The 20,450-nt window shown below is 67.7% G+C and carries 16 protein-coding genes and 2 pseudogenes; 11 read left to right on the plus strand and 7 right to left on the minus strand.

Annotated features, from left to right (window positions below; genetic code table 11):
- A pseudogene (locus ABZV58_RS25480) lies at positions 1–198 on the plus strand (pyridoxamine 5'-phosphate oxidase family protein); the annotation flags it as partial.
- A 200-nt stretch (positions 199–398) separates the two neighbouring features.
- Positions 399–1,268, plus strand: a complete 870-nt coding sequence (locus ABZV58_RS25485; protein WP_355002678.1) for a universal stress protein — start codon at positions 399–401, stop codon at positions 1,266–1,268.
- A 197-nt stretch (positions 1,269–1,465) separates the two neighbouring features.
- On the opposite strand, the gene sulP is transcribed toward ABZV58_RS25485, so the two are convergent.
- The 4 genes from sulP to ABZV58_RS25505 all read right to left on the minus strand — a co-directional run bounded on the left by sulP (position 1,466) and on the right by ABZV58_RS25505 (position 5,530).
- Positions 1,466–3,316 carry a sulfate permease gene (gene sulP / locus ABZV58_RS25490; RefSeq protein WP_355003083.1) on the minus strand — a complete coding sequence of 617 codons (1,851 nt, stop codon included), beginning with the start codon at positions 3,314–3,316 and terminating at the stop codon, positions 1,466–1,468.
- A gap of 309 nt (positions 3,317–3,625) precedes the next feature.
- Positions 3,626–4,111, minus strand: a complete 486-nt coding sequence (locus ABZV58_RS25495; protein WP_355002679.1) for a DUF1877 family protein — start codon at positions 4,109–4,111, stop codon at positions 3,626–3,628.
- Positions 4,112–4,408: 297 nt separating this feature from the next.
- On the minus strand, positions 4,409–4,894 hold the full coding sequence (locus tag ABZV58_RS25500; RefSeq protein ID WP_355002680.1) for a hypothetical protein: 486 nt from the start codon (positions 4,892–4,894) through the stop codon (positions 4,409–4,411).
- A gap of 162 nt (positions 4,895–5,056) precedes the next feature.
- A complete protein-coding gene (locus ABZV58_RS25505; protein WP_355002681.1) occupies positions 5,057–5,530 on the minus strand; it encodes a hypothetical protein in 474 nt (157 codons plus the stop codon).
- Between the two features lie 179 nt (positions 5,531–5,709).
- Between ABZV58_RS25505 and ABZV58_RS25510 the strand changes: the two genes are divergently transcribed.
- Entirely contained in the window at positions 5,710–7,644 is a 1,935-nt protein-coding gene (locus ABZV58_RS25510; protein ID WP_355002682.1) for a hypothetical protein, read from the plus strand.
- A gap of 150 nt (positions 7,645–7,794) precedes the next feature.
- Here the strand turns inward: ABZV58_RS25510 and ABZV58_RS25515 are convergent, their stop codons facing one another.
- A complete protein-coding gene (locus tag ABZV58_RS25515; protein ID WP_355002683.1) occupies positions 7,795–8,619 on the minus strand; it encodes a tachylectin-related carbohydrate-binding protein in 825 nt (274 codons plus the stop codon).
- A gap of 268 nt (positions 8,620–8,887) precedes the next feature.
- Here ABZV58_RS25515 and ABZV58_RS25520 point away from each other — a divergent pair, with 268 nt between their 5' ends.
- Positions 8,888–9,880 (plus strand): NAD(P)H-quinone oxidoreductase, encoded by a 993-nt coding sequence (locus ABZV58_RS25520; protein ID WP_355002684.1) that lies wholly within the window; start codon positions 8,888–8,890, stop codon positions 9,878–9,880.
- Positions 9,881–9,919: 39 nt separating this feature from the next.
- Here the strand turns inward: ABZV58_RS25520 and ABZV58_RS25525 are convergent, their stop codons facing one another.
- Positions 9,920–10,501 carry a TetR/AcrR family transcriptional regulator gene (locus tag ABZV58_RS25525; RefSeq protein WP_355002685.1) on the minus strand — a complete coding sequence of 194 codons (582 nt, stop codon included), beginning with the start codon at positions 10,499–10,501 and terminating at the stop codon, positions 9,920–9,922.
- A 106-nt stretch (positions 10,502–10,607) separates the two neighbouring features.
- On the opposite strand from ABZV58_RS25525, the gene ABZV58_RS25530 reads away from it, so the two are divergent.
- From ABZV58_RS25530 to ABZV58_RS25545, 4 genes and pseudogenes are all read left to right on the plus strand, one after another.
- Positions 10,608–11,894 (plus strand): NADH:flavin oxidoreductase/NADH oxidase family protein, encoded by a 1,287-nt coding sequence (locus ABZV58_RS25530; protein ID WP_355002686.1) that lies wholly within the window; start codon positions 10,608–10,610, stop codon positions 11,892–11,894.
- Between the two features lie 31 nt (positions 11,895–11,925).
- Positions 11,926–12,084: pseudogene (locus ABZV58_RS25535) on the plus strand (type 1 glutamine amidotransferase domain-containing protein); the annotation flags it as partial.
- 94 nt (positions 12,085–12,178) lie between these two features.
- Entirely contained in the window at positions 12,179–13,096 is a 918-nt protein-coding gene (locus ABZV58_RS25540) for an acetoacetate decarboxylase family protein (RefSeq protein ID WP_355002687.1), read from the plus strand.
- 11 nt (positions 13,097–13,107) lie between these two features.
- Positions 13,108–14,700: a succinic semialdehyde dehydrogenase gene (locus ABZV58_RS25545; protein ID WP_355002688.1), complete on the plus strand. Its 1,593-nt coding sequence runs from the start codon at positions 13,108–13,110 to the stop codon at positions 14,698–14,700.
- Between the two features lie 121 nt (positions 14,701–14,821).
- Here the strand turns inward: ABZV58_RS25545 and ABZV58_RS25550 are convergent, their stop codons facing one another.
- Positions 14,822–17,002 (minus strand): malate synthase G, encoded by a 2,181-nt coding sequence (locus ABZV58_RS25550; RefSeq protein WP_355002689.1) that lies wholly within the window; start codon positions 17,000–17,002, stop codon positions 14,822–14,824.
- 404 nt (positions 17,003–17,406) lie between these two features.
- Between ABZV58_RS25550 and ABZV58_RS25555 the strand changes: the two genes are divergently transcribed.
- The 3 genes from ABZV58_RS25555 to ABZV58_RS25565 are packed head-to-tail and all read left to right on the plus strand — an operon-like array spanning position 17,407 to position 20,383.
- Positions 17,407–18,456, plus strand: coding sequence for an alcohol dehydrogenase catalytic domain-containing protein (locus ABZV58_RS25555; protein ID WP_355002690.1), 1,050 nt, complete (start codon positions 17,407–17,409; stop codon positions 18,454–18,456).
- Positions 18,453–19,091: a TetR/AcrR family transcriptional regulator gene (locus ABZV58_RS25560; protein WP_355002691.1), complete on the plus strand. Its 639-nt coding sequence runs from the start codon at positions 18,453–18,455 to the stop codon at positions 19,089–19,091. Before ABZV58_RS25555 ends, ABZV58_RS25560 begins: the two co-directional genes overlap by 4 nt.
- A gap of 2 nt (positions 19,092–19,093) precedes the next feature.
- Positions 19,094–20,383, plus strand: a complete 1,290-nt coding sequence (locus tag ABZV58_RS25565) for an acyl-CoA dehydrogenase family protein (RefSeq protein ID WP_355002692.1) — start codon at positions 19,094–19,096, stop codon at positions 20,381–20,383.
- Positions 20,384–20,450 lie beyond the last annotated feature (67 nt).

Below are 20,450 nucleotides of genomic sequence, written 5' to 3' on the forward strand. Positions count from 1 at the left end.
ACCGGCTGGTCGGTGGTCGTCACCGGAATCGCCCGACCGATCACCGACCCCGCCCGCACCACCCACTACCAACAAACCCTCCACCCCTGGATCGGCTCACCCATGGACGGAGTGATCGAGATCGAACCCACACTCGTCTCCGGCATCAGACTCGTCGACAACGACACCACCGATGGCACGGGGACCGTCAGCCGGTAGCCGGGCACTGGGTGGAGGGGCTCACCGGATGTGACCGCGGCAAAGCGAGTGCGCTGGAAACGGTGTGGTCAGGACGGCGCGATGCGGTCGTTGGTCCCGACAGTCGATGACCAACGACCAGCGCGCACCGGGGCACCCGCTGCCTAGCCTTGAAACAGTTGGCCACGCCCAATCTTCAGGGGACAGAAAGGCACACGCACATGTCGACCTCCAATCCGCCCGTCGTCGTCGGAGTCGACGGCTCCGCCCAGTCGCTCACCGCCGTGCGCTGGGCGGCCGAATACGCCGCCCGCCACCGATCTCCCCTGCAGCTGATTCACGCCCTGGGCGTGCCGATCGATTTCGGTCCGGGGATGGCCGGTCCGGTCTTCGACATCGAGTCCTTGCGCCGCGCCGGACATGATCTGCTCACCACGGCGACCGAGACCGCCCGGACCGCGGCCGCGCCGATCGCCGCGGTCGAAATCTCCCCGGTCCTGGCCGACGCCGCGCCGGTGCCGGTGCTGCGCGACCGCGCCGCCGAGGCGCGCCTGCTCGTCGTCGGCACGCATGGCCACGGCGCGTTCGGCCGGGTCCTGCTCGGCTCGGTGAGCACCGCGTTGGTCCGGCACGCCCCAGGACCGGTCGCGATCATCCCCGAAACGAAATCCGAACGCTCGCAAAAGCCGGTCGTCGTCGGAGTCGACGGCTCGCCGTGCAGCGCGCACGCTGTCGCGATGGCCTTCGAGGAAGCCAGTCAGCGCGGCGCGGAAGTGATCGCCGTGCACGCCTGGTCGGAGTTCTTCCGCTACGAATCCCGCGCGGAGATGCAGACCGAAGCCGAAGCGCTGCTCGCCGAAAACCTCGCCGGATACAGCGACAAATACCCCGAGGTTCCGGTCATCCGCATCGTCACCGAAGACCGCCCCGCCCGCCGGCTGCTGCAAGCCGCCGCCGACGCGCAGCTGATCGTGCTCGGCAGCCACGGCCGCGGCGGATTCCCCGGCATGTCGCTCGGGTCGGTCCCCAACGCCGTCCTGCACCGCGCCGAATGCCCCGTCATCGTCGTCCGCCCGCGCGCTCACCATTGACCCGCGCCGAACGCGGTGGAACACCGTGCCACTCGCCGACGACCACGCCGGTCGACACCGCGAAGGTTCAACGCGATCACGCCAAGGTGAGGCCACCGGCGATGTCGGCCGTCAACAGCGAGATCGCCAGTACCAGAACGATGGCCCGTGAAACTCTGTGCCACAACCATTGTCATCACATACCGGTTGCTTGCTCGCTACGTCTGCGGCGCCGGGCCACGATCGGGTGCGGGATCCGTTCGTGGGCCGCCGCCCGGAGCGCCGCCAGGCTCGTGGGCGCTGCGGTGAGTTGCCGATTCCGAGACCGATTCGGCCGAACTGCGTACAGCGGGCAACGACGACGCGGGGACGCGCTTTCGGGTTGTCGGCAGCGTGGCCTCGTAGGCGGCGATCGCGGTCGGCAGGGTCGGATACAGGTGCTCGACGCCGATGCGGTCGGTGAGCCCCGCGGCGTCGAGATCGTCACGTAGGTCTTGTTTGACCCGCGCCATCGCGAAAGTGATTCCCCGGCGGGTCAATTCGTCGCGGAGTTGCTCGACCGCGTCCAACGCGGTGAGGTCGACCTCGACGTTGGCTTCGGCATTGAGCACGAACCAATCCACCGCCACGCCGTCGCGGTCGGCCTGCTGGTCGACCGCGGCCAACGCGCGGCGGCGGAAGTCTTCGGCGTTGGCGAAGCACAAGGGTGCGTCGTAGCGGTAGATCACCAGTCCGGCAACCGGTTCGGCTTGCGGGTAGTCGTCGATGTCGTGCATGCCCGCTATGCCGGGCACGAATCCGAGGATCGCGTCGTGGGCGCGTGCGACCCGGCGCAGCAGATCGAAGATCGACAACGCGACCGCGATCAGCACCCCGTAGAGCACACCGAAGGCCAATACCGCGACCAGAGTGGCCAATGCCAGCAGCAGCTCGCTGCGCCGGAAGCGGCCGATACGCGCGAACTCCGGCCAGTCGATCAACCGCAGCGCAGCGTAGATCACCAGTGCACCGAGTGCCGCGGTCGGAAAGCCCGCGAGCACTCCCCTTGCCCCGAACAACACCGCCAGCACCACGATCAGCGCGGTCAGCGAGTACAGCTGGGTACGCGCGTGCATGGCGTCGGCGATGGTGGTGCGGCTGCCGCTGCAGCTGACCGGGAATCCGTGCAAGACCCCGGCGGCGAGGTTGGTCGCGCCGAGCGCCGCCAGCTCGGTGTTCGCCTCGACATGGCGACCGTGGCGGGCCGCGAAAGCCCGTGCGGTCAAGGCGTTGTCGGAGAAGCCGACCACCGCGATCCCGATCGCCGGCGCGATCAGCTGCCCGACATCGGCCCACGCCACCGTCGCCAGACCCGGGATCGGAATGCCCGCTGGTACCGCACCGACGGTGGCGATGCCGTGTTGTCGCAGCGACAGCGCCGCGACCACCGCGGTCGCGGCCAGCACAGCCAACAGCGGTGCGGGCAGTCGCGGCATCCGCCACGCCGCCAGACCCAGCCCGGCCAGCACACCGGCGGCCAGCGCGGCGGTCGGCCACTGCCACTGTTCGAGGTTGTCGGCGAAGGAACGCACTTGGTCGGGGATCGTGCTCCCTTCGACCGGCACACCGCTGACCCGGCCGAGCTGACCGACGATCATGATGCCGGCGGTCCCGGCCAGATACCCGACCAGAACGGGTTTGGACAACAGATCCGCGAGCACACCCAACCGGATCAGCGCACCCGCCAGGCACACGCACCCGACCAGCACCGCGAGGATCGCGGCCAGCGCCGCGTACCGGCTCGGATCCCCGCCTGCCAGCGGGGCAAGGGCGACCGCGGTCATCAGCGCGGTCGTCGATTCCGGCCCGACCGACAGCTGGCGAGAAGTACCGGCCACCGCGTACACCGCCAACGGACCCAGCACCGCCCACAGCCCGGCCACCGGCGGCAGTCCTGCCACCGTCGCATACGCCATGACCTGCGGCACCAGATACGCCGCCACGGTCACCCCGGCCAGCACGTCAGCGCGCAGCCAGCCACGCCGATAGTCATGGAACTGCTCCACGCCCGGAAGCACACGCGACCACATCATCTTCAGCATTGTGCGGCCCCGCGACTGTCGATGCCCGCTAGGTCCGACTTGTGAGCGCCCGCGACCGGTCGCCCCGAGGCGCACATCATCCGCGAGTCTCCTGATGGCCGCTTCCGCGCTCGCAACCGGCGCCGCCGTAGACGCGCCAATCCTGCGCTATCGGCGACACCGCGCCCAACGCTCCACCAGATCCAGAGGAACCCGGATCGGGCTCGATGCCGCCGTGAGAGGCTGTGCAGCCAGGGCAATCGAGACGCCGCGCGCCTCAGCTTGGTCGAGGCGTCGGCGAGCGGCCATCCCACGTAGTCAGGTCGTGTACATCACGACCCCGAGCTTGGACTCCGCGGTCTTGGCATAGAAAGCAGTGAGTCCCTCGAGTTCGGCGACGATGATTCCCGGACCTTCCTCGGGTGTGATCAGCTCCAGTTCGTAGATTTCGTGCTCGTCGACCAACTCGTCGAAATCGGCTCGCCTGACAGCGGTTTCGACGGCCAGCACGTCAACCGTGGCAAGACGTGCGGCGAGCTCGGTCGCCTGATCCGGCGACACCACGGAGAAAGCCCCGTTCTCCAGCGTCGAGCAGGCGATGCTGTCGGCGCCGCCGACCACGGACCACAGCTCGTGGTCCTCGGGGCCGGGCCAAGCCTCCCCGGTGAGGAAGTAATTGAGCGCGGCGGCGTAGTGGGTGCGGTAGTGGCCGGGCTTGTCGAGTCTGTTGATGCTGGTCGGATCCTGCCGGAGTGCGTGGATCTCATCGCTGCTCACCGCTTGCAGCCAGGTCGCCTGTGCCACGGGCTCTCTTCCTCTTGTTCGACAGGTGCACAAGGGTCTTCGGCGCAACGCAACCGTGCCCGGACGGGCGCAGAAGACACTTCTCGCGCATCGTACGGCTGGCCGATGCTTCGGCGTGCGGTCAGGCGCGCCAGATCGAGCTTCTCGACCTGCGGCCAGCAGTCGGGCCCTTCGAGCTCGACAGCCTCCGGGTCCCACTGGAAAAGCGGCTGGGAACTGCGCCACGGCGGTCGATCGCGCAGAGCGATCGACCGCCGAGTGTGCCGTTCCAGCGATCACCGAACACGGCACGCGTGCTCAGCTCAGGGTGAACGTCGCCGTACCCGAGATCTGCTCCATCTCCCTGTCGTTCGAGTCCAGCGCGACGATCCGCGCCTCCACCCGGCCGACGCCCGGCGCCGTGCCGAATCCGACGATCACGCCGTCCACCGTGTGTTGGACGACACCGTTCACGACGCGGTGCTGCTGCCCGTCCGCGTACCCGGTATCCAGGTTCTTGAAGCGCACGGCGACCTTCCAGTCCGCGCAGGCCTCCCCGGTCTGGGTGACCTTCACCCGCACGCCGAACGTGCCGGACTGCTCCTGCGGCACGGTGACCGCGTCGATGATCGCGGAGCAGCTGGTCGGAACCAGGCGCGTCAGGGTCGGCGTGAACGGAGCGCCTGGTTCGTGCGGAATGGCGGAAGACGGCGCCGCGAGCCCGACCGCCCCGGCGGCGGTCACCGCTGCTATCACACCGACACGGGCCGAAAACTGTTGCAGCTGCTTGCGATTGAGAGTCATGACCGATTTGTCGGGTCACCGGCAACCGTTGTTACCACAGCAGTTGCGTTAGTGAAATCACTGTAACATTCGGAAGAGACGCTGTTGACGATCTCTCGAAGCAGATCGAAAGCCGTTACAGCTCTGCGGCTCTCAGCTTCAACGCTGATCCGGCGGCATCGGCTACGTCGCGGCGTCCGCGAGCTGCCGATAGAGCCGCGCCAGCTGCACGGCGTCCTTGCGATCGAATCCGATCATCTCGTCGATCTCGCGGGACAAGAGCTCGAGGAGGTCCGCGATCGCCGCGTGCTGCGCGGGGCGGAGGCCGCGCAGGGTCGTCTCGTCGTCGCGTCGCGCACCGCGGAGAAAGCCGCTGAGGTGGATCCAGAGCTCGAAGTCGTACGGTTCGATCAGCATCAGCTTCAGCACCGCCGGGAGGTAGTATTCGACGGCCTGCGCGGTCATGTACGCGAAGTCTTCCATGTGCAGGCCGGGCATAAAGCTCTCGCGGTCGATGTCCGCCCGCGTGCGGCCGTAGAAATGCGCGATGACGTACGGCGCGTCGATGCTCGGCGGTGCGAGTTCGTCCTCGGTGAGCGGCCGCGAGCCCGCGAACACCTGATCGATTCGGTGCGTGACCTCATCGCGACTCCTCATGGCCGCCAACCTATCCCACCTCACGACAGTCACGTCAGCCGCAGGTCGGCTGGGGTTCAGGCGTTCTCGCTCGTCCGGCAGAACCCCGGTCGCATGCGGCGAATCCGACGCCCGGCGCGCCGCACGCACCCACAGCCGATGTGGCTGCGAAGCTGGGCTGCAGGTGGGACGATCACGTCGTGACAACCGGTGCGGAGGGCGCTGTCGTGCGGCTCGGCGTGAGCGCGGCTCGCCCCGCGTGGAGGTGGATCAGACCGAGTGTTTCCCACTCGTCGCTGGCCGGGTACGCCGACGAACTGGCCGACGACGTCCGGCGGCGGGAGACCGCACTGCGGGATCAATTGCGGGCGGGCCCAACGGATCCCAACTTGGCCGTCGAGATCACCGTGCGAACGAAGACCGACACCACGCCGGTGGCGGTGGCGCGGATCACCGAATGTGTACAGGGACTGCGGGTTCGGCGGGTGTTGCTGCTCGGCGAGGCGGGCAGCGGTAAGACCGTCGCGGCGACCCACCTGGTTCTCGGGCTACTCGATCGCCGCCGGGAACTCGGTGACGCGGCCCGAGCGGCGGAGCCGGTTCCGGTGCGCGTCAACGCCGCCGGGTGGAACGGCGAGCAATTGTTCTCGCGGTGGCTGGCCGAACGGCTCGGCTCGGACTATCGGCTGCACCGGCGCGTGGCGAAAGCTCTGGTCGATGCCGGTCTCATCCTGCCCCTGGTCGACGGACTCGACGAGATGGAATCCGTCGAGGCCGCGCACGCGGCGCTGGCCCGGATCAATGAGGTGCCGTGGCGGCATCGGCCGCTGGTGGTGCTGTGTCGCACAGAGGATTTCGAGGAACTGCGCCAGCAGCCCGGCGGCGCTCGCCTCGTCGGCGCGGCCACGATCACGATGGGATCGTTCAGCCACGAACAGATCATCGGTTACCTGAAGCAGCGGCAGACGGATGACGACGTGGCCGACGACGCGTGGAGCGAAGTGATCGGCCAGGTCGAACGGGAGTCCACCGGGCCGTTGGCGACCGCGTTGCGAACCCCTTGGATGCTCGCTCTTGCCGACACCGCCCAGCGGCACGACCCGGAGATCGCCTCCCGGCTCGCGCGGAGCACCGAAGCCGACGACGTTCGCGCCAGACTGCTCGCCGAGCAGATACCCGCGGCCGTGGACGGCAGAGATCGCGACGGACCGTATGAGCACTACGACGTCGACAAGGTCACTCGATGGCTGGCGACTCTCGCGCGGCGTCTAGATGAGCGCGGCGCCACCGGAGGCGACGGAACCACGATACGGCTCGACGAGGTGTGGGAGCTGGCTGGACCGGTCCGCTGTCGCGCCCTCTACGGACTCGTCTGTGGACTGGTAGCGCTTCTCGGCTTGCTTCCGTCGTTTCTGGTCGCGGTCGATGAGGAGCCGTCTTGGCTGGACGAGGGGTGGTGGTCCTGGCTGGGGCTCGCATTCCCTCTGGTGATTGCGATTCCCGTCGGTTGGCTGCCGGATGTCGAGGGACGTCGGCTGGCATGGCGGATACCGGGACGATCGTGGTGGCGGCATGCACTGTCCCGGCTATGGGAGCCGACCTGGCTCGCGATCATCGTGATGGTGGTGTGTGGTGTGTTCGCGGTGTTCGCCGACATCACCGCTGTCGAAGCGGTGGTGCTGGTGGCGCTCGCTCTTCCAGGGTGTCTGGCCTACGCGCTGGTGCGGGTGTTGTCGGTGGACAGTGCGGACAAGGGCAAGTTGATCATGCACGAGACTCGCCTCGTCCGCGATGACACGACGGCCGCGGCGGTCATCGGCGCACTCGTCGCGGTGGCGATATGGGCCGGCTTCGCGTCGGCGGACCGACTCGGCGGCGAGCCCGATGGCAGCCTCCTCGCGCCGCTGTACACGGCCGGGTATTTCGGGCTGGTCGTCGTCATGGTGTACGGGGTCGCCACTGGGCGCTATCTCACCGCCGCGGTGCTGTTCTCGATCGATGAATCCTTTCCCGACCGTCCCGCTCGTTTTCTCGAGTGGGCGCGGCGCGGCGGCCTGCTGAGCGTGTCCGGTGACGCCTATCAATTCCGCCACGAGACGCTTCGTGAATGGGTGAAGGCCAACACGCCGTCATAGACCGGCACCGAATCCGATGACGTCGGACTGGCCACCTGCTCCGGGAGCGAGCGCTCCCTGGCGGCAAGCGATTTCGCTGAGCCGGTGCGGGTACTGGACAAGGCATCCGAATGACTGGTCGCCTCGGACAGGCCAGTGATCGACGGAGTCTCAGGAGAGCGCGATCATGGGTCCGGGGAAGACGACGTCACGGAATCCGCCGCCGACTTTCTTGCCGCCGTCGCCTGCGGTCCAGCTCGGCTCCCCGGCTTGCCAACCGTCGTGTCGATGCCACTCCAGGTCGTCGTGTCCCTCGATGCCGTAGATCTGGCCGCTGCCGTCGTAGGAGCCGAACACCCGGCTGTACGCATTCCAGCCGCTACCTACCCGTCGACCACCCTCACCCGCGGTCCAGACAGGCGATCCGTCGGTCCAGCCGTCATGGCGGTGCCAATCCATCTCACCATCGGCGGTGATCCCGTAGATGATGCCGCCACCGACCGAGAACACCCTCGGATACACGTCCCATCCCCCGCCGACGTGCCGACCGCCGTCGCCCCCGGTCCACGCCGGTGACCTATCCGTCCACCCGTCGTGGCGATGCCAATGCAAATCACCCTCGGGCGTGATCCCGTAGATGACGAAACCATTGGGCTGCCCCGCCACCGCCCGCCTGCCGCCCGCGAAAACCTGGACATACGCGTTCCAACCGCTACCGACCAAAAGACCGCCATCCCCGGCCGTCCAGGCCGCGGCACCGTCTTTGAACCCATCGTGGCTGTACCAGTGCATCTCCCCCGCGGGCGTGATCGCGTAGAGGATTCCCTGCGCCCCACCGCAGAAAACGGAACTGTAGGCATCCCAGCCGGAGCCGATGTTCAATCCTCCGCCGAGCCCCGTCCAGCCGTTCGTACCATCCGATGTTCCGTCGTGACGGGCCCACTGCATGCGTCCGTCAGGCTTGATCCAGTAGAAGACTTGACCGAGATCACTCATCGATCCTCCATTCGGTTGCCGATTGGGGAACGCGGAGCTGCCAGCCAGCAGAAGTATTCCACGTCGGCCGAGATGCCACGGAAATTCGAGGTGAGCGGCGTTCGGTCGTTTATTCGCCCGGTCGCAGGGCATCCGTCGACGACCCGTGATTACCCGACGCCGAAGCCGCCGCCAGGGCAGTGACATCGATAGCCTTCATGTTGACACCGCTTACACTAAGGCAATGTAAGCGATGCACACATGATTGTCGACGGAAGGGAAATTCGAGATGTATGCGGTGACGCTGGACAGCTTCGGTGGACCGGAGGTCATGAAGTGGACCCCGGTGGGCGAGCTGCCCGCGCCCGGTCCGGGCGAGGTGGCCATCGACGTGGTGGCCGCGGGGGTGAATCGCGCCGACGTCATGCAACGCTACGGCCTCTACCCGCCGCCGCCCGGCGCGAGCGACATCCTCGGCCTGGAGATTTCCGGTTTCGTCGCCGAAGTCGGTGCGGGCGTGACGGATTGGCAGTCCGGCGATGCGGTGTGCGCACTGTTGGCAGGCGGCGGCTACGCCGAACGGGTGAACGTGCCCGCCACCCAACTGCTTCCAGTGCCCGAGGGCGTGAGCATGACCGCCGCGGCGGCGCTGCCCGAGACCGCCGCAACGGTCTGGTCGAATCTGGTGATGACGGCAGGCCTGCGCAGCGGACACACCCTGCTGATTCACGGCGGCGGCAGCGGAATCGGCACGCACGCGATTCAAGTCGGCCGAGCGCTCGGCGCTCACGTAGCGGTGACGGCGGGATCGCAATTCAAGTTGGAGCGCAGCCGGGAACTGGGAGCGAGCACACTGATCAATTACCGCGAACAGGATTTCGTGGATGTCATGACCACCGAATATCGAGGCGCGGACGTAATTCTCGACATCATGGGCGGAAGTTACCTGGACAAGAATGTGCGGGCACTGGCCGAGGACGGCCACCTGACGATCATCGGACTACAGGGCGGCGCGACCGCGGAACTGAATCTCGGCGTGCTGCTGAGCAAACGAGGCTCCGTTCACGCGACGAACCTGCGTCGCCGTCCGGAGCGCGGGCCGGGCTCGAAGGCCGAGATCATCGCCGAACTGCGCAAGCAATTGTGGCCGTTGATCTCCGAAGGAACGGTCGTGCCGGTCGTTTCCGCCGAAGTCCCCATCACCGATGTCGCCGAGGCGCACCCGTTGCTGGACTCCGCCGAGACCGTCGGCAAGGTGGTGCTCACGGTTCGCGAGCCCTGACCCGGCACGCCGTCCGAGCCGCCGCACCCCGGGTGGCCATCAACCGACCCGGGGCCCGAGTACCGCGTAGACCGCCGTGCGGACCCGATCGGCAACCGCCTCGGCGGGCGCGGCCTCGAACTTGCCGTCCATGTGCAGGAAGGCGAGACCGTGCACAAGGGCCCACACCGCCGTTGCCATCCCGTCGATATCGGCAGTGGGAAAGGCTTGCCGCACAATGGCTTTGAGGTACTCGTTGATCGCCTCCACCGCGGCAACCCGCTCGGAGCTGGTCGGATCACAACCCTCGGCGAACATCACCCGGAACAGCCCCGGCCGTGTCAGCGCGAACTGGACGTAGGCGATCGCGGTGGCGGCGAGCCCTTCTTTCGTGGCCGGTTCGGGATGCGCCGCGGCCAGATACGCGGCCAGTTCCCGGTAGCCCACCGCCGCGACGGCGGACAACAGGGCATTGCGGTCGGCGAAGTGCCGATACGGCGCCGCGGTGGACACACCGGCGCGCCGGGCTGCCGCGCGGAGCGACAACTCGGTCGCGCCGCCTTCCTCGAGGAGCTCCACGGCGGCGCGCACCAGCGCGTTGGGTAGATCGCCGTGGTGATACGACGTGGTCGACGTTGCCATGGCTACAACCTAACAAGAGTTGACAGCGCTTACATGCACCTCTTAATGTTAGCGCCACGCCCACGATGTGAACGATGTAAACATTACTGACCGAAGGGAGACCCCCATGGCGAGGGGTTCCGCGGGAGACGAGTTGTTCTCACCGCTCCAGCTGCGATCCGGCCAGGTATTGCCGAACCGGATCGCGAAAGCGGCCATGGAAGAGGGCATGGCAGGACGGGCGCAACTGCCGGACGCGCGCCTGATCTCGCTGTATCGACGGTGGGGCGCCGGTGGCGCGGGCTTGTTGATCACGGGCAACGTGATGGTGCACGCCGAAGCGCTGACCGGTCCGGGCGGCATCGTCCTCGACGCCGAGACGCCGCTGGAGCCGTTCGCGGCATGGGCGCGGGCGGGCAAGGCCGCCGGTGCGGCCATGTGGATGCAGATCAGCCACCCCGGTCGCCAGGTCCAGGCGAACATGCCAGGAGTCGTGTGGGGACCGTCGGACATCGCGGTCGACCTAGGCCGCCACTCCAAGCGATTCGGGCGACCCATCGCGATGACCCCCGAACAGATCGCCGCCACCATCACGCGCTTCGCCACCACCGCGCGACGGGCCGAGCAGGCCGGGTTCGACGGTGTGGAAGCGCATGCCGCGCACGGCTATCTGCTGTCGCAGTTCCTTTCTCCGCTGGTCAACAATCGCACCGACGAATGGGGCGGCTCGCTCGAGAACCGCGCGCGGCTGCTGCTCGATATCGTGCGCGCCATCCGCGCCGCGGTGTCGTCGAGTTTCGCCGTCGCGGTGAAACTGAACTCCGCGGACTTCCAGCGGGGCGGCTTCGACGCCGACGACGCGCACAAGGTGATCGGCATGGTCGCGACGCTCGGCGTCGATCTGGTCGAAGTGTCCGGCGGCAGCTACGAAAGCCCCGCCATGAACGGTCGCCCCGCCGACGGACGCACCGCGGCCCGGGAGGCGTATTTCCTGGAACTGGCCACCGAATTGGCCCGAACCAGCGCGCTGCCCCTGATGCTGACCGGCGGGATCTCCCGCCGCGAAACCGCCGAACGCGTACTGGCGAACAATGTCGCGGTGATCGGCATGGGAACGGCGCTCGCGGCTACCCCGGATCTACCGAACCGTTGGCGTGAGGGTTCGGCGGCGACCGGGAGCCTGAAGCCGGTGACCTGGTCGGACAAGTCGCTCGCCTCGCTCGCCGAAATGGCGCGCGTCCGCTATCAGATGCGCCGAATGGCCGCCGGGAGCAATCCCGCACTCGGTGTCCACCCGGCGTTCGCGCTGCTCGCGGACCAGCTGGTGCAGGGTCGCGCGCTGCGGCGCTACGCACGATGGCTCGCGTCGAAGGAGCGACAGGAGATCGAAAACCCGAGCGCGGCGGTGCTCTGAACACAAGACCTCCGGCGCACTGCCGGCCCACCGGTTGAAGCAAGCGGGCGTCGAATACTCCAAAGCGCTGATTCCGCTGCGGCCCCACATCGTGGTCGACCGAAATCTGTACACCGGCCAGAATCCACAGTCCTCGGAGCAACTGGCCGAACGGCTGGGCGCCGACGTCGGCGCCCAGTCCGCGAAGTGAGCCACACTGCAGCCCGCGACCAGTGTTGACAGTGTTCACATTCGTGATTAGCCTGATGTTAGCACTGTACACATATGAGCGAGGAGCTTCATCAATGCCATCGACCTACCAGGAAACAGTCGTGGTCGACTTGGGCGGCCACGTGGTCACCGTTCCGAAAGGCGGCCTGTACGACCGGTACCGGATGAACACCGACCTCGACGAAGTCGCCCGCGATCCCCGGGTCAGTAGCGTGGACTTCTTCCGACGGCTGCCCAAGACGAAGGTCGACTCGCGCATCGGCGCCACACTGACCCCGAACTTCTACTACCGCATCTCCACCGCGCGGCTGACGATGCTGGCCCGCTCGCGGGCGATCCGGTCGCGCCTGCCCGAGGAGCTGGCGCCGCTCGAGGTCGCGCCCGGGTTCGGGCTGGTCTCGGTGATGTTCTTCCGCTACGAGGTGTGCGACATCGACTTCTACACCGAAGCTGCCGTCGGCATCGCCGTGCGACCGGCACGGCACGGACGCCTGGGATTCTTCGACCTGGCCACCGGCCTGGCCAACGACCACCTGCACTCCTATGTGCTGTCGCTGACGGTCAGCACCGACATCGCCCAGGTGCGCGGCCACGACGGCTACGGCTTCCCCAAGTGGGTCACCGACATCGATGTCGACATCGACACCGACCGCACCACCGCCCGGGTGACCAACGACGCCGGCGGAACCGACCTGTCGCTGTCGGTGGCCACCCCCGCCCAGACCGCCCACCCGACCGGCGAACACGTCTCCTCACTCACCTCCTACACCACGATCGACGGCGCCTGGCACTCCACCCTGAGCCAGATCAACGTGCTCTCGGCCGGAACCACCCGCTTCCCACGCAAGATCGACCTCGAGATCGGACAGGGTCGCATGGCCGAGGACCTGCGATCGCTCCAACCGATCAAGACCGTTCGCCTCGACGTCACCACCGAAGGCCAACTCGCCCTGCACATGCCGGTCCCGACCTCGATCCGGAGCCGGAATTGAGGAGCCCTGCTATGCCCACCGATCACACACCCACTCTGGCCCGAGGCTCGGGCCTGCCCGCATCACTGACCTCGGCCCTGATCGAACGTCTGGCCGCACGAGTCACCGCCACCGCGGACGCCGAACGGGTCACCACCAACGCCCCCTACACCGGCGCCCCACTGGCCGACCTGCCCGTCTCGACGCCCGCGGACGTCGAAACCGCGTTCCAGCGGGCCCGCCACGCCCAGGCGGCCTGGGCCGCCACGTCCATGCGTGAGCGGCAGCAGATCATGCTGCGTTTCCACGACCTCCTGCTCGACCGGCAGAACGAGGTCCTGGACCTGATGCAGGCCGAAAGCGGCAAGACTCGCCGCGACGCGTTCCTCGAAGTGACCGACATCGCGATCACCGCCCGGTACTACGCGCGCAGCGCGGCGAAACTCCTTGCGCCCAAACGCCGTCGCGGCGCGATCCCGCTGCTGACCCACACCACCGAACTGCGCCACCCCAAGGGCGTCGTCGCGGTCATCTCACCGTGGAACTACCCCCTGAGCATGGCCGCGGGCGACGCCATCCCGGCGCTCATGGCGGGCAACGCCGTCGTGCAGAAGCCCGACACCCAGACCGCCCTCACCGCGCTGTGGGCACTCGACCTGATGCACGAGGCGGGCTTGCCGCCCGGTGTGTGGCAGATGGTGGTCGGGCGAGGCAGCTCCATCGGCGGGTCGCTGATGGGCAACGCCGACTACATGATGTTCACCGGCTCCACCGCCAGCGGACGACAGATCGCTCGCGACGCCGGGCAACGTCTCATCGGCGCCTCCCTGGAACTCGGCGGCAAGAACGCCATGCTCGTCCTCGACGACGCCGACATCGATCGCGCCGCCGACGGCGCGATCGCCGCGTGCTTTCCCTCGACCGGCCAGCTGTGCGTTTCCATCGAGCGCATGTACGTGGCCGACACCATTCGCGACGACTTCGTCGCCGTGTTCGTCGCCCGCACCCGGAAGCTGCAGATCGGCGCCGCCTACGACTTCAGCCGCGATGTCGGAAGCCTGACCAACGCGGCCCAATTGGAGACGGTCACCGCGCACGTCGAGGACGCCGTCGCCAAGGGCGCGACCGTCCTCGCGGGCGGCAAGGCGCGACCGGATCTCGGTCCCCTGTTCTACGAACCGACGATCCTCACCGACATCACCCCCGACATGACGCTCTACGACCACGAGACCTTCGGCCCGGTCGTCTCGATCTACCCGTACCGAGACCTCGACGACGCGATCGCCCGGGCCAACGCCACGCCATACGGTCTCAATGCCAGCGTCTGGACCCGCGACGGCGCCAAAGGCAGGGCTGTCGCCGCCCGTTTGCACGCGGGCACGGTCAACGTCAACGACGCCTTCGCCGCCGCGTGGGGCAGCGTCGACGCACCGATGGGCGGCATGGGCGACTCGGGACTCGGTCGCCGCCACGGCGCCGACGGCATCCTCAAATACACCGAGCCGCAAACGGTTGCCCACCAACGCATTCAAGGCTTCACCCCGCCGACGGGCGTCTCCCATCGAGCCTGGGCCGCTCTCCTGACGGTCTCGCTGAAGCTCCTGAAGGGAATCGGCGCTCGCTGAGGCCACTGCCGGGCGAACGCCGCATTCCGTCACGCGAAGGCCCGCGAGCGCCACCCGCCCCGCAACGACGAATCCCCCGGTCGACTCGGTCGACCGGGGGATTCGTTCGTCGTTCAGCGCATTACACGCAAGCCAGCGCCTTGGCCTCGCGGCGGCGGCGGTGCAGGATCGGTTCGGTGTAGCCGTTGGGCTGCTTGGTGCCCTCGAGGATCAGCTCCTTGGCGGCCTGGAAGGCGATGCTGCCCGCGAAGTCGGTGGCCATCGGGCGGTAGTTCGGGTCGCCCGCGTTCTGCCGGTCGACGACCGGAGCCATCCGCTCCAGGCTGGCCACCACCTCGTCGGCGGTGACAATGCCGTGGCGCAGCCAGTTCGCCATCAGCTGGCTCGAGATACGCAGGGTCGCACGGTCTTCCATCAGCGCGACATCCTTGATGTCGGGCACCTTGGAGCAGCCGACGCCCTGGTCGATCCAGCGCACCACGTAGCCGAGGATGGACTGCGAGTTGTTGTCCAGCTCCTGCTGCTTCTCCTCCGCGGACCAGTTCGGCTCCGCGGCGAGCGGGATCTCCAGGATCTGGTCGACGGTGGCGCGCGGACCGCCCTTGGCGATCTCGGCCTGCCGCTTGAACACGTCCACCAGGTGGTAGTGGGTGGCGTGCAGGGTGGCGGCGGTCGGCGAGGGCACCCACGCGGTGTTGGCGCCCGCCTTCGGGTGGCCGACCTTCTGGACCAGCATGTCGGCCATCAGGTCCGGCATGGCCCACATGCCCTTGCCGATCTGCGCCTTGCCGGGCAGACCCGCGACCAGACCGGTGTCGACGTTCCAGTCCTCGTACGACAAGATCCACTGCTGGGCCTTCATATCGGCCTTGCGGACCATCGGCCCGGCCTCCATGGAGGTGTGGATCTCGTCGCCGGTGCGGTCGAGGAAGCCGGTGTTGATGAACACCACCCGCTCCTTGGCGGCCTGGATGCAGGCCTTCAGGTTCACCGTGGTGCGGCGCTCCTCGTCCATGATGCCGACCTTGAGCGTGTTGCGGTCCAGGCCGATGACGTCCTCGACGCGGCCGAACAGCTCGTTGGTGAAGGCGACCTCGTCCGGGCCGTGCATCTTCGGCTTCACGATGTAGACCGAGCCGGTGCGGCTGTTCTTCAGCTCGGTGTCGCCGTTGAGCGAGTGCTTGGCGATCAGCGAGGTGATCAGGCCGTCCATGATGCCCTCGGGCACCTCGTTGCCGTCCTTGTCGAGGATGGCGTCGGAGGTCATCAGGTGGCCGACGTTGCGCACGAACAGCAGCGAACGACCGTGCAGCACCAGCTCCGAACCGTCCAGCGCGGTGTAGACGCGGTCCGGGTTCATGGTGCGGGTGAAGGTCTTGCCGCCCTTGGCGACCTCTTCGGACAGCTTGCCCGTCATCAGGCCGAGCCAGTTGTGGTAGCAGAGCACCTTGTCCTCGGCGTCGACCGCCGCGACCGAGTCCTCGAAGTCCATGATCGTGGTGACCGCGGACTCCAGCACGACGTCCTTGACGCCCGCCGTGTCGGTGCTGCCGATCGGCGAGCTCGGGTCGATCTGGATCTCGATGTGCAGGCCGTTGTGCTTCAGCAGCACCGAGGTGGGCGAGGCCGGGTCACCGAGGTAGCCGACCAGCTGCGAGGGGTCGGCCAGACCGATCTCGGTGCCGTCCTCCAGGCCGACCTCCAGCTCGCCGTCGACGATCTTGTAGGAGGTCGAGCCGATGTGCGAGCCGGTGATCAGGGTGACGGAGTCGTCGAGGAAGTTGCGCGCCCACTCGATGACCTTGTCGCCGCGCACCTTGTTGTAGCCGGTGCCCTTCTCCGCGCCGTTGGCCTCGGAGATGGCGTCGGTGCCGTAGAGCGCGTCGTAGAGCGAACCCCAGCGCGCGTTGGCGGCGTTGATCGCGAAGCGCGCGTTCATCACCGGAACCACCAGCTGCGGACCGGCCGTCGACGCGATCTCGGCGTCCACGTTCTGGGTCTCGATCTGGAAGTCGGCGGGCTCGGGGCGCAGGTAGCCGATCTCGGCCAGGAAGTTCTTGTAGGCGGTCTTGTCGTAGTTCGCGCCCGGGTTCTCGGCGTGCCAGGCGTCGAGCTTGCCCTGGATCTCGTCGCGCTCGGCCAGCAGGGCGCGGTTACGCGGAGCGAGATCGTTGATCACCTGCTCGGCGCCGGCCCAGAACGCGGCGGAATCTACGCCGGTACCGGGAAGCGCCTCGTTCTCGACGAACTCGTGGAGAACGCTGGCCACCTGGAGCCCGCCGACCTGAATCCGCTCTGTCATCTACTGCCTCACTTCTGAGAAAGCCGGGTGGAAAAGACGGTCTCATGTTACCCGTCGGTAGGCCCAATCCCTGCGGAGGGCCAGCGCCGACCGAGCGCGTCGGATGAACGCCTCGGCAGCCCAAAGTATTTCGCCACGCCGTAGATCGGGGTGGATCGATCGGCGCGTCTCACGATGTCGGCGGTCGGCCGAACAACCTCTTGATCCTAGCGCCCGGCGCATTTAATGTACTGATCGGAACATTTCTTCGACCAGAAGGCGACCGAAGGTCCGGGTGAACGCGATCGGCGGCGCCGCACTGCACTTCGCCACCGACGCGTCGTCGTTGCGCACCGGAGCCACGCTCGCACTGGACCGCGGTTGGCGAGGTCCGGCGGCACGACCGCCATCAGCAGGAGGTTTTCATGAAGGCGCTCACCTACGCCGGTCCGCAAGCGATCTCGTTCGTCGAGCTGGACGACCCGGTGCTGCCGGGGCCGGACGGGGCGATCGTGCGGGTCACCGCGGCGGGCGTCTGCGGCAGCGATCTGCACATCTACGCGGGCCACGGATTCACGCCCGGCACCGGCTACGGGGTCGGGCACGAAGCGGTCGGCGAGATCGTCGAGCTCGGCCCGCAGGCGCGCGGTCTCTCGGTCGGCGACCGGGTGCTCGTGGCCGCGTCGGCGGGGTGCGACCGCTGCGGCAACTGCAGGGCGGGAGTCGTGGCGGCGTGCGAGCGGCAGCCGCTGCCGGTCGACGCGTGTTACGGGCTGGGCGGTTCGCTGCCGGGGGCGCAGGCGCAGCTGCTCGCGGTGCCGCACGCGGGCGGCAATCTGGTGCGGCTGCCCGACGCGATCGCCGACGAGGCCGCCATCGTGCTGACCGACAACGCGCCGACCGCCTGGTACGCCGCCCGGCGGGCGCGCATCGCGCCGGGCGACACGGTGGTGGTGATCGGGTTGGGCCCGGTCGGGCTGATGGCGGTGCAGGCCGCGTTCGCCATGGGCGCGGCCCGGGTACTCGGCGTCGACCTGGTCGCGGACCGGCGCGCCAGGGCGGCCGAGCTCGGCGCGGAGCCCGTCGAGTCCGACGACCCGAAGACGGCCGTACGCGAGATGCTCGGCGGTGGAGCCGATGTGGCGCTCGAGGCGGTCGGCGCCGATGCCACGATCAAGCTGGCGATCAGCGTGGTCGGCCATCGGGGCCGGGTCAGCGTGGTCGGCGTCAGCCAGAATCGGGCCTACCCGTTCCACATGCCGCTCGCACAGGTCAAGGAGCTGGAATTCCACATCGGGCTGTGCTCCATCCAGTACGAGCTGCCCGCGCTGCTGAAGCTGACCGCGGCGGGCAGACTGCGTCCGGAAGCGGTTGTCTCACATCGTTTGCCGATGTCGCAAGGGCCCGACGCCTACCGCATGTTCGCCGATCGCGACGACAAGGTCTGCAAGATCGTCCTGGATCCGTGGCAATGAACGACATCGCCCCCGCGCGTCGCCGAGGCCGTCCGCCCGCCTCGGAATCGTCGGCGGGCGACACCCGCGAGCGCATCGTCCGCGCCGCCGTGGAACTGTTCGCGGAGAAGGGTTTTCACGGCACCGGGGTCGCCGAGATCGGTGATCGCGCGGACGTGCAGCGTGGTGCGCTGTACTACCACATCGGGTCCAAGGAAGAACTGCTCTGGCAGATCCTGCGCGACTACACCGAACTCATGCTCGCCGACGCCGAACACGTCACCAGCGGTGACGACGACCCGGTCACCAAGCTGCGCAAGCTGATTCACAGCCACGTCGGCCGGATCGTCGAGCACCGCCGCGAGGTCACCATCCAGCTGCGCGACGTGGGTTCGCTCACCGGTGACCGCGCCGCGCAACTACAAGAACTACGGGACCGGATCCAGCTGCACTGGCAGCTGACACTCGACGCTGGACACGCCGCGGGCTTGTTGCGCACCGCCGACCACGTGGTCACCAACGGTGTGCTCGGCATGCTGAACACCGTGACCCTCTGGTACCGCCCGCACGGCGGCCACTCCCCCGATGCGATCGCCGACATCCTCGCCGCCACCGTCCTCGACGGCATCGTGACCGACAACCACACGAAAGGCTGATCATGGCTTGGGATTTCGAAACCGATCCGGAGTTCCAGAAGAAGCTGGACTGGGCGGCGGAATTCGTCCGCACCGAGGTGGAGCCGCTCGATCTGCTCTACCCGAATCCCTACGACCGCGGCAACACCGAGGTTATGGCACTGATGCGGCCGCTGAAGAAGAAGGTCGAGGAACAAGGCTTGTGGGCCTGTCACCTCGGCCCCGAACTCGGCGGCCAGGGATACGGGCAGATGAAGCTGGCGCTGCTCAACGAGGTGCTCGGCACCTCGGTCTGGGCGCCGTCGGTATTCGGTTGCCAAGCACCGGATTCCGGCAACGCGGAGATCCTCGCGCACTACGGCACCCCGGAGCAGAAGGCGCAGTACCTGGAGCCGCTGCTGGCCGGTGAGATCGGCTCCTGTTACGTGATGACCGAGCCCACCGGCGGCTCGGACCCGACGCTGTTCCGTACCCGTGCGGTGCGCGACGGCGACCACTGGGTGATCAACGGCGAGAAGTGGTTCAATTCCAACGCGCAGTTCGCCAGCTTCCACATCGTCATGGTCGTCACCAACCCGGATGTCAGCCCCTACCAGGGCATGTCGATGTTCATCGTGCCCGCCGACGCTCCCGGCCTGGAGATCGTCAAGAACTTCCACGTGCACGGCTTCAGCGAGCACGAGGGCCACCTACGCTTCACCGACGTGCGAGTCCCCGCCGACCACCTGCTCGGCGCCGAAGGCCAGGGCTTCGTCGTCGCCCAGACTCGGCTCGGCGGCGGCCGGGTGCGCCACGCCATGCGCACGGTCGCCTTGGTGCGCAAGGCCTTCGACATGATGTGCGAACGCGCGGTCTCGCGGCAGATGCGCAAGGGTCCCCTCGGTGGCTTGCAGATGACCCAGGAACGCATCGCCGACAGCTGGATCGAGATGGAGCAGTTCCGGCTGCTCGTGCTGCGCACCGCGTGGCGCATCGACAAGGAGCAGGACTATCTGAAGGTGCGCAAGGACATCGCCGCCATCAAGGTGGCCATGCCCAAGGTCATGCACGACATCGCCCAGCGCGCACTGCACCTGCACGGCGCCCTCGGCGTCAGCGAGGACCTGCCGTTCGTGGACATGATGAACTACGCCGAGGTCATGGCGATCGCCGATGGGCCGACCGAGGTGCACAAGATCACCCTCGCGAAGGAGGTGCTGAAGAACTACGCGCCCGGTGATCCGGTGTACCCGAGTGGGTACCGGCCCGCGCTGCGGGAGCAGGCGCGGGAGTTGGTCGCGCGGCGGTTGGAACATGTCGTGGGGAACTTGTAGACGGATGCCTGCGCCGGGACCGTCGTGGCGTGGTCCCTGCGGGGCGCCAGTCTCGGCGATCGGTTCC

Source organism: Nocardia sp. NPDC004654 (assembly GCF_040609595.1).
In the GTDB taxonomy this organism is placed as follows: domain Bacteria; phylum Actinomycetota; class Actinomycetes; order Mycobacteriales; family Mycobacteriaceae; genus Nocardia.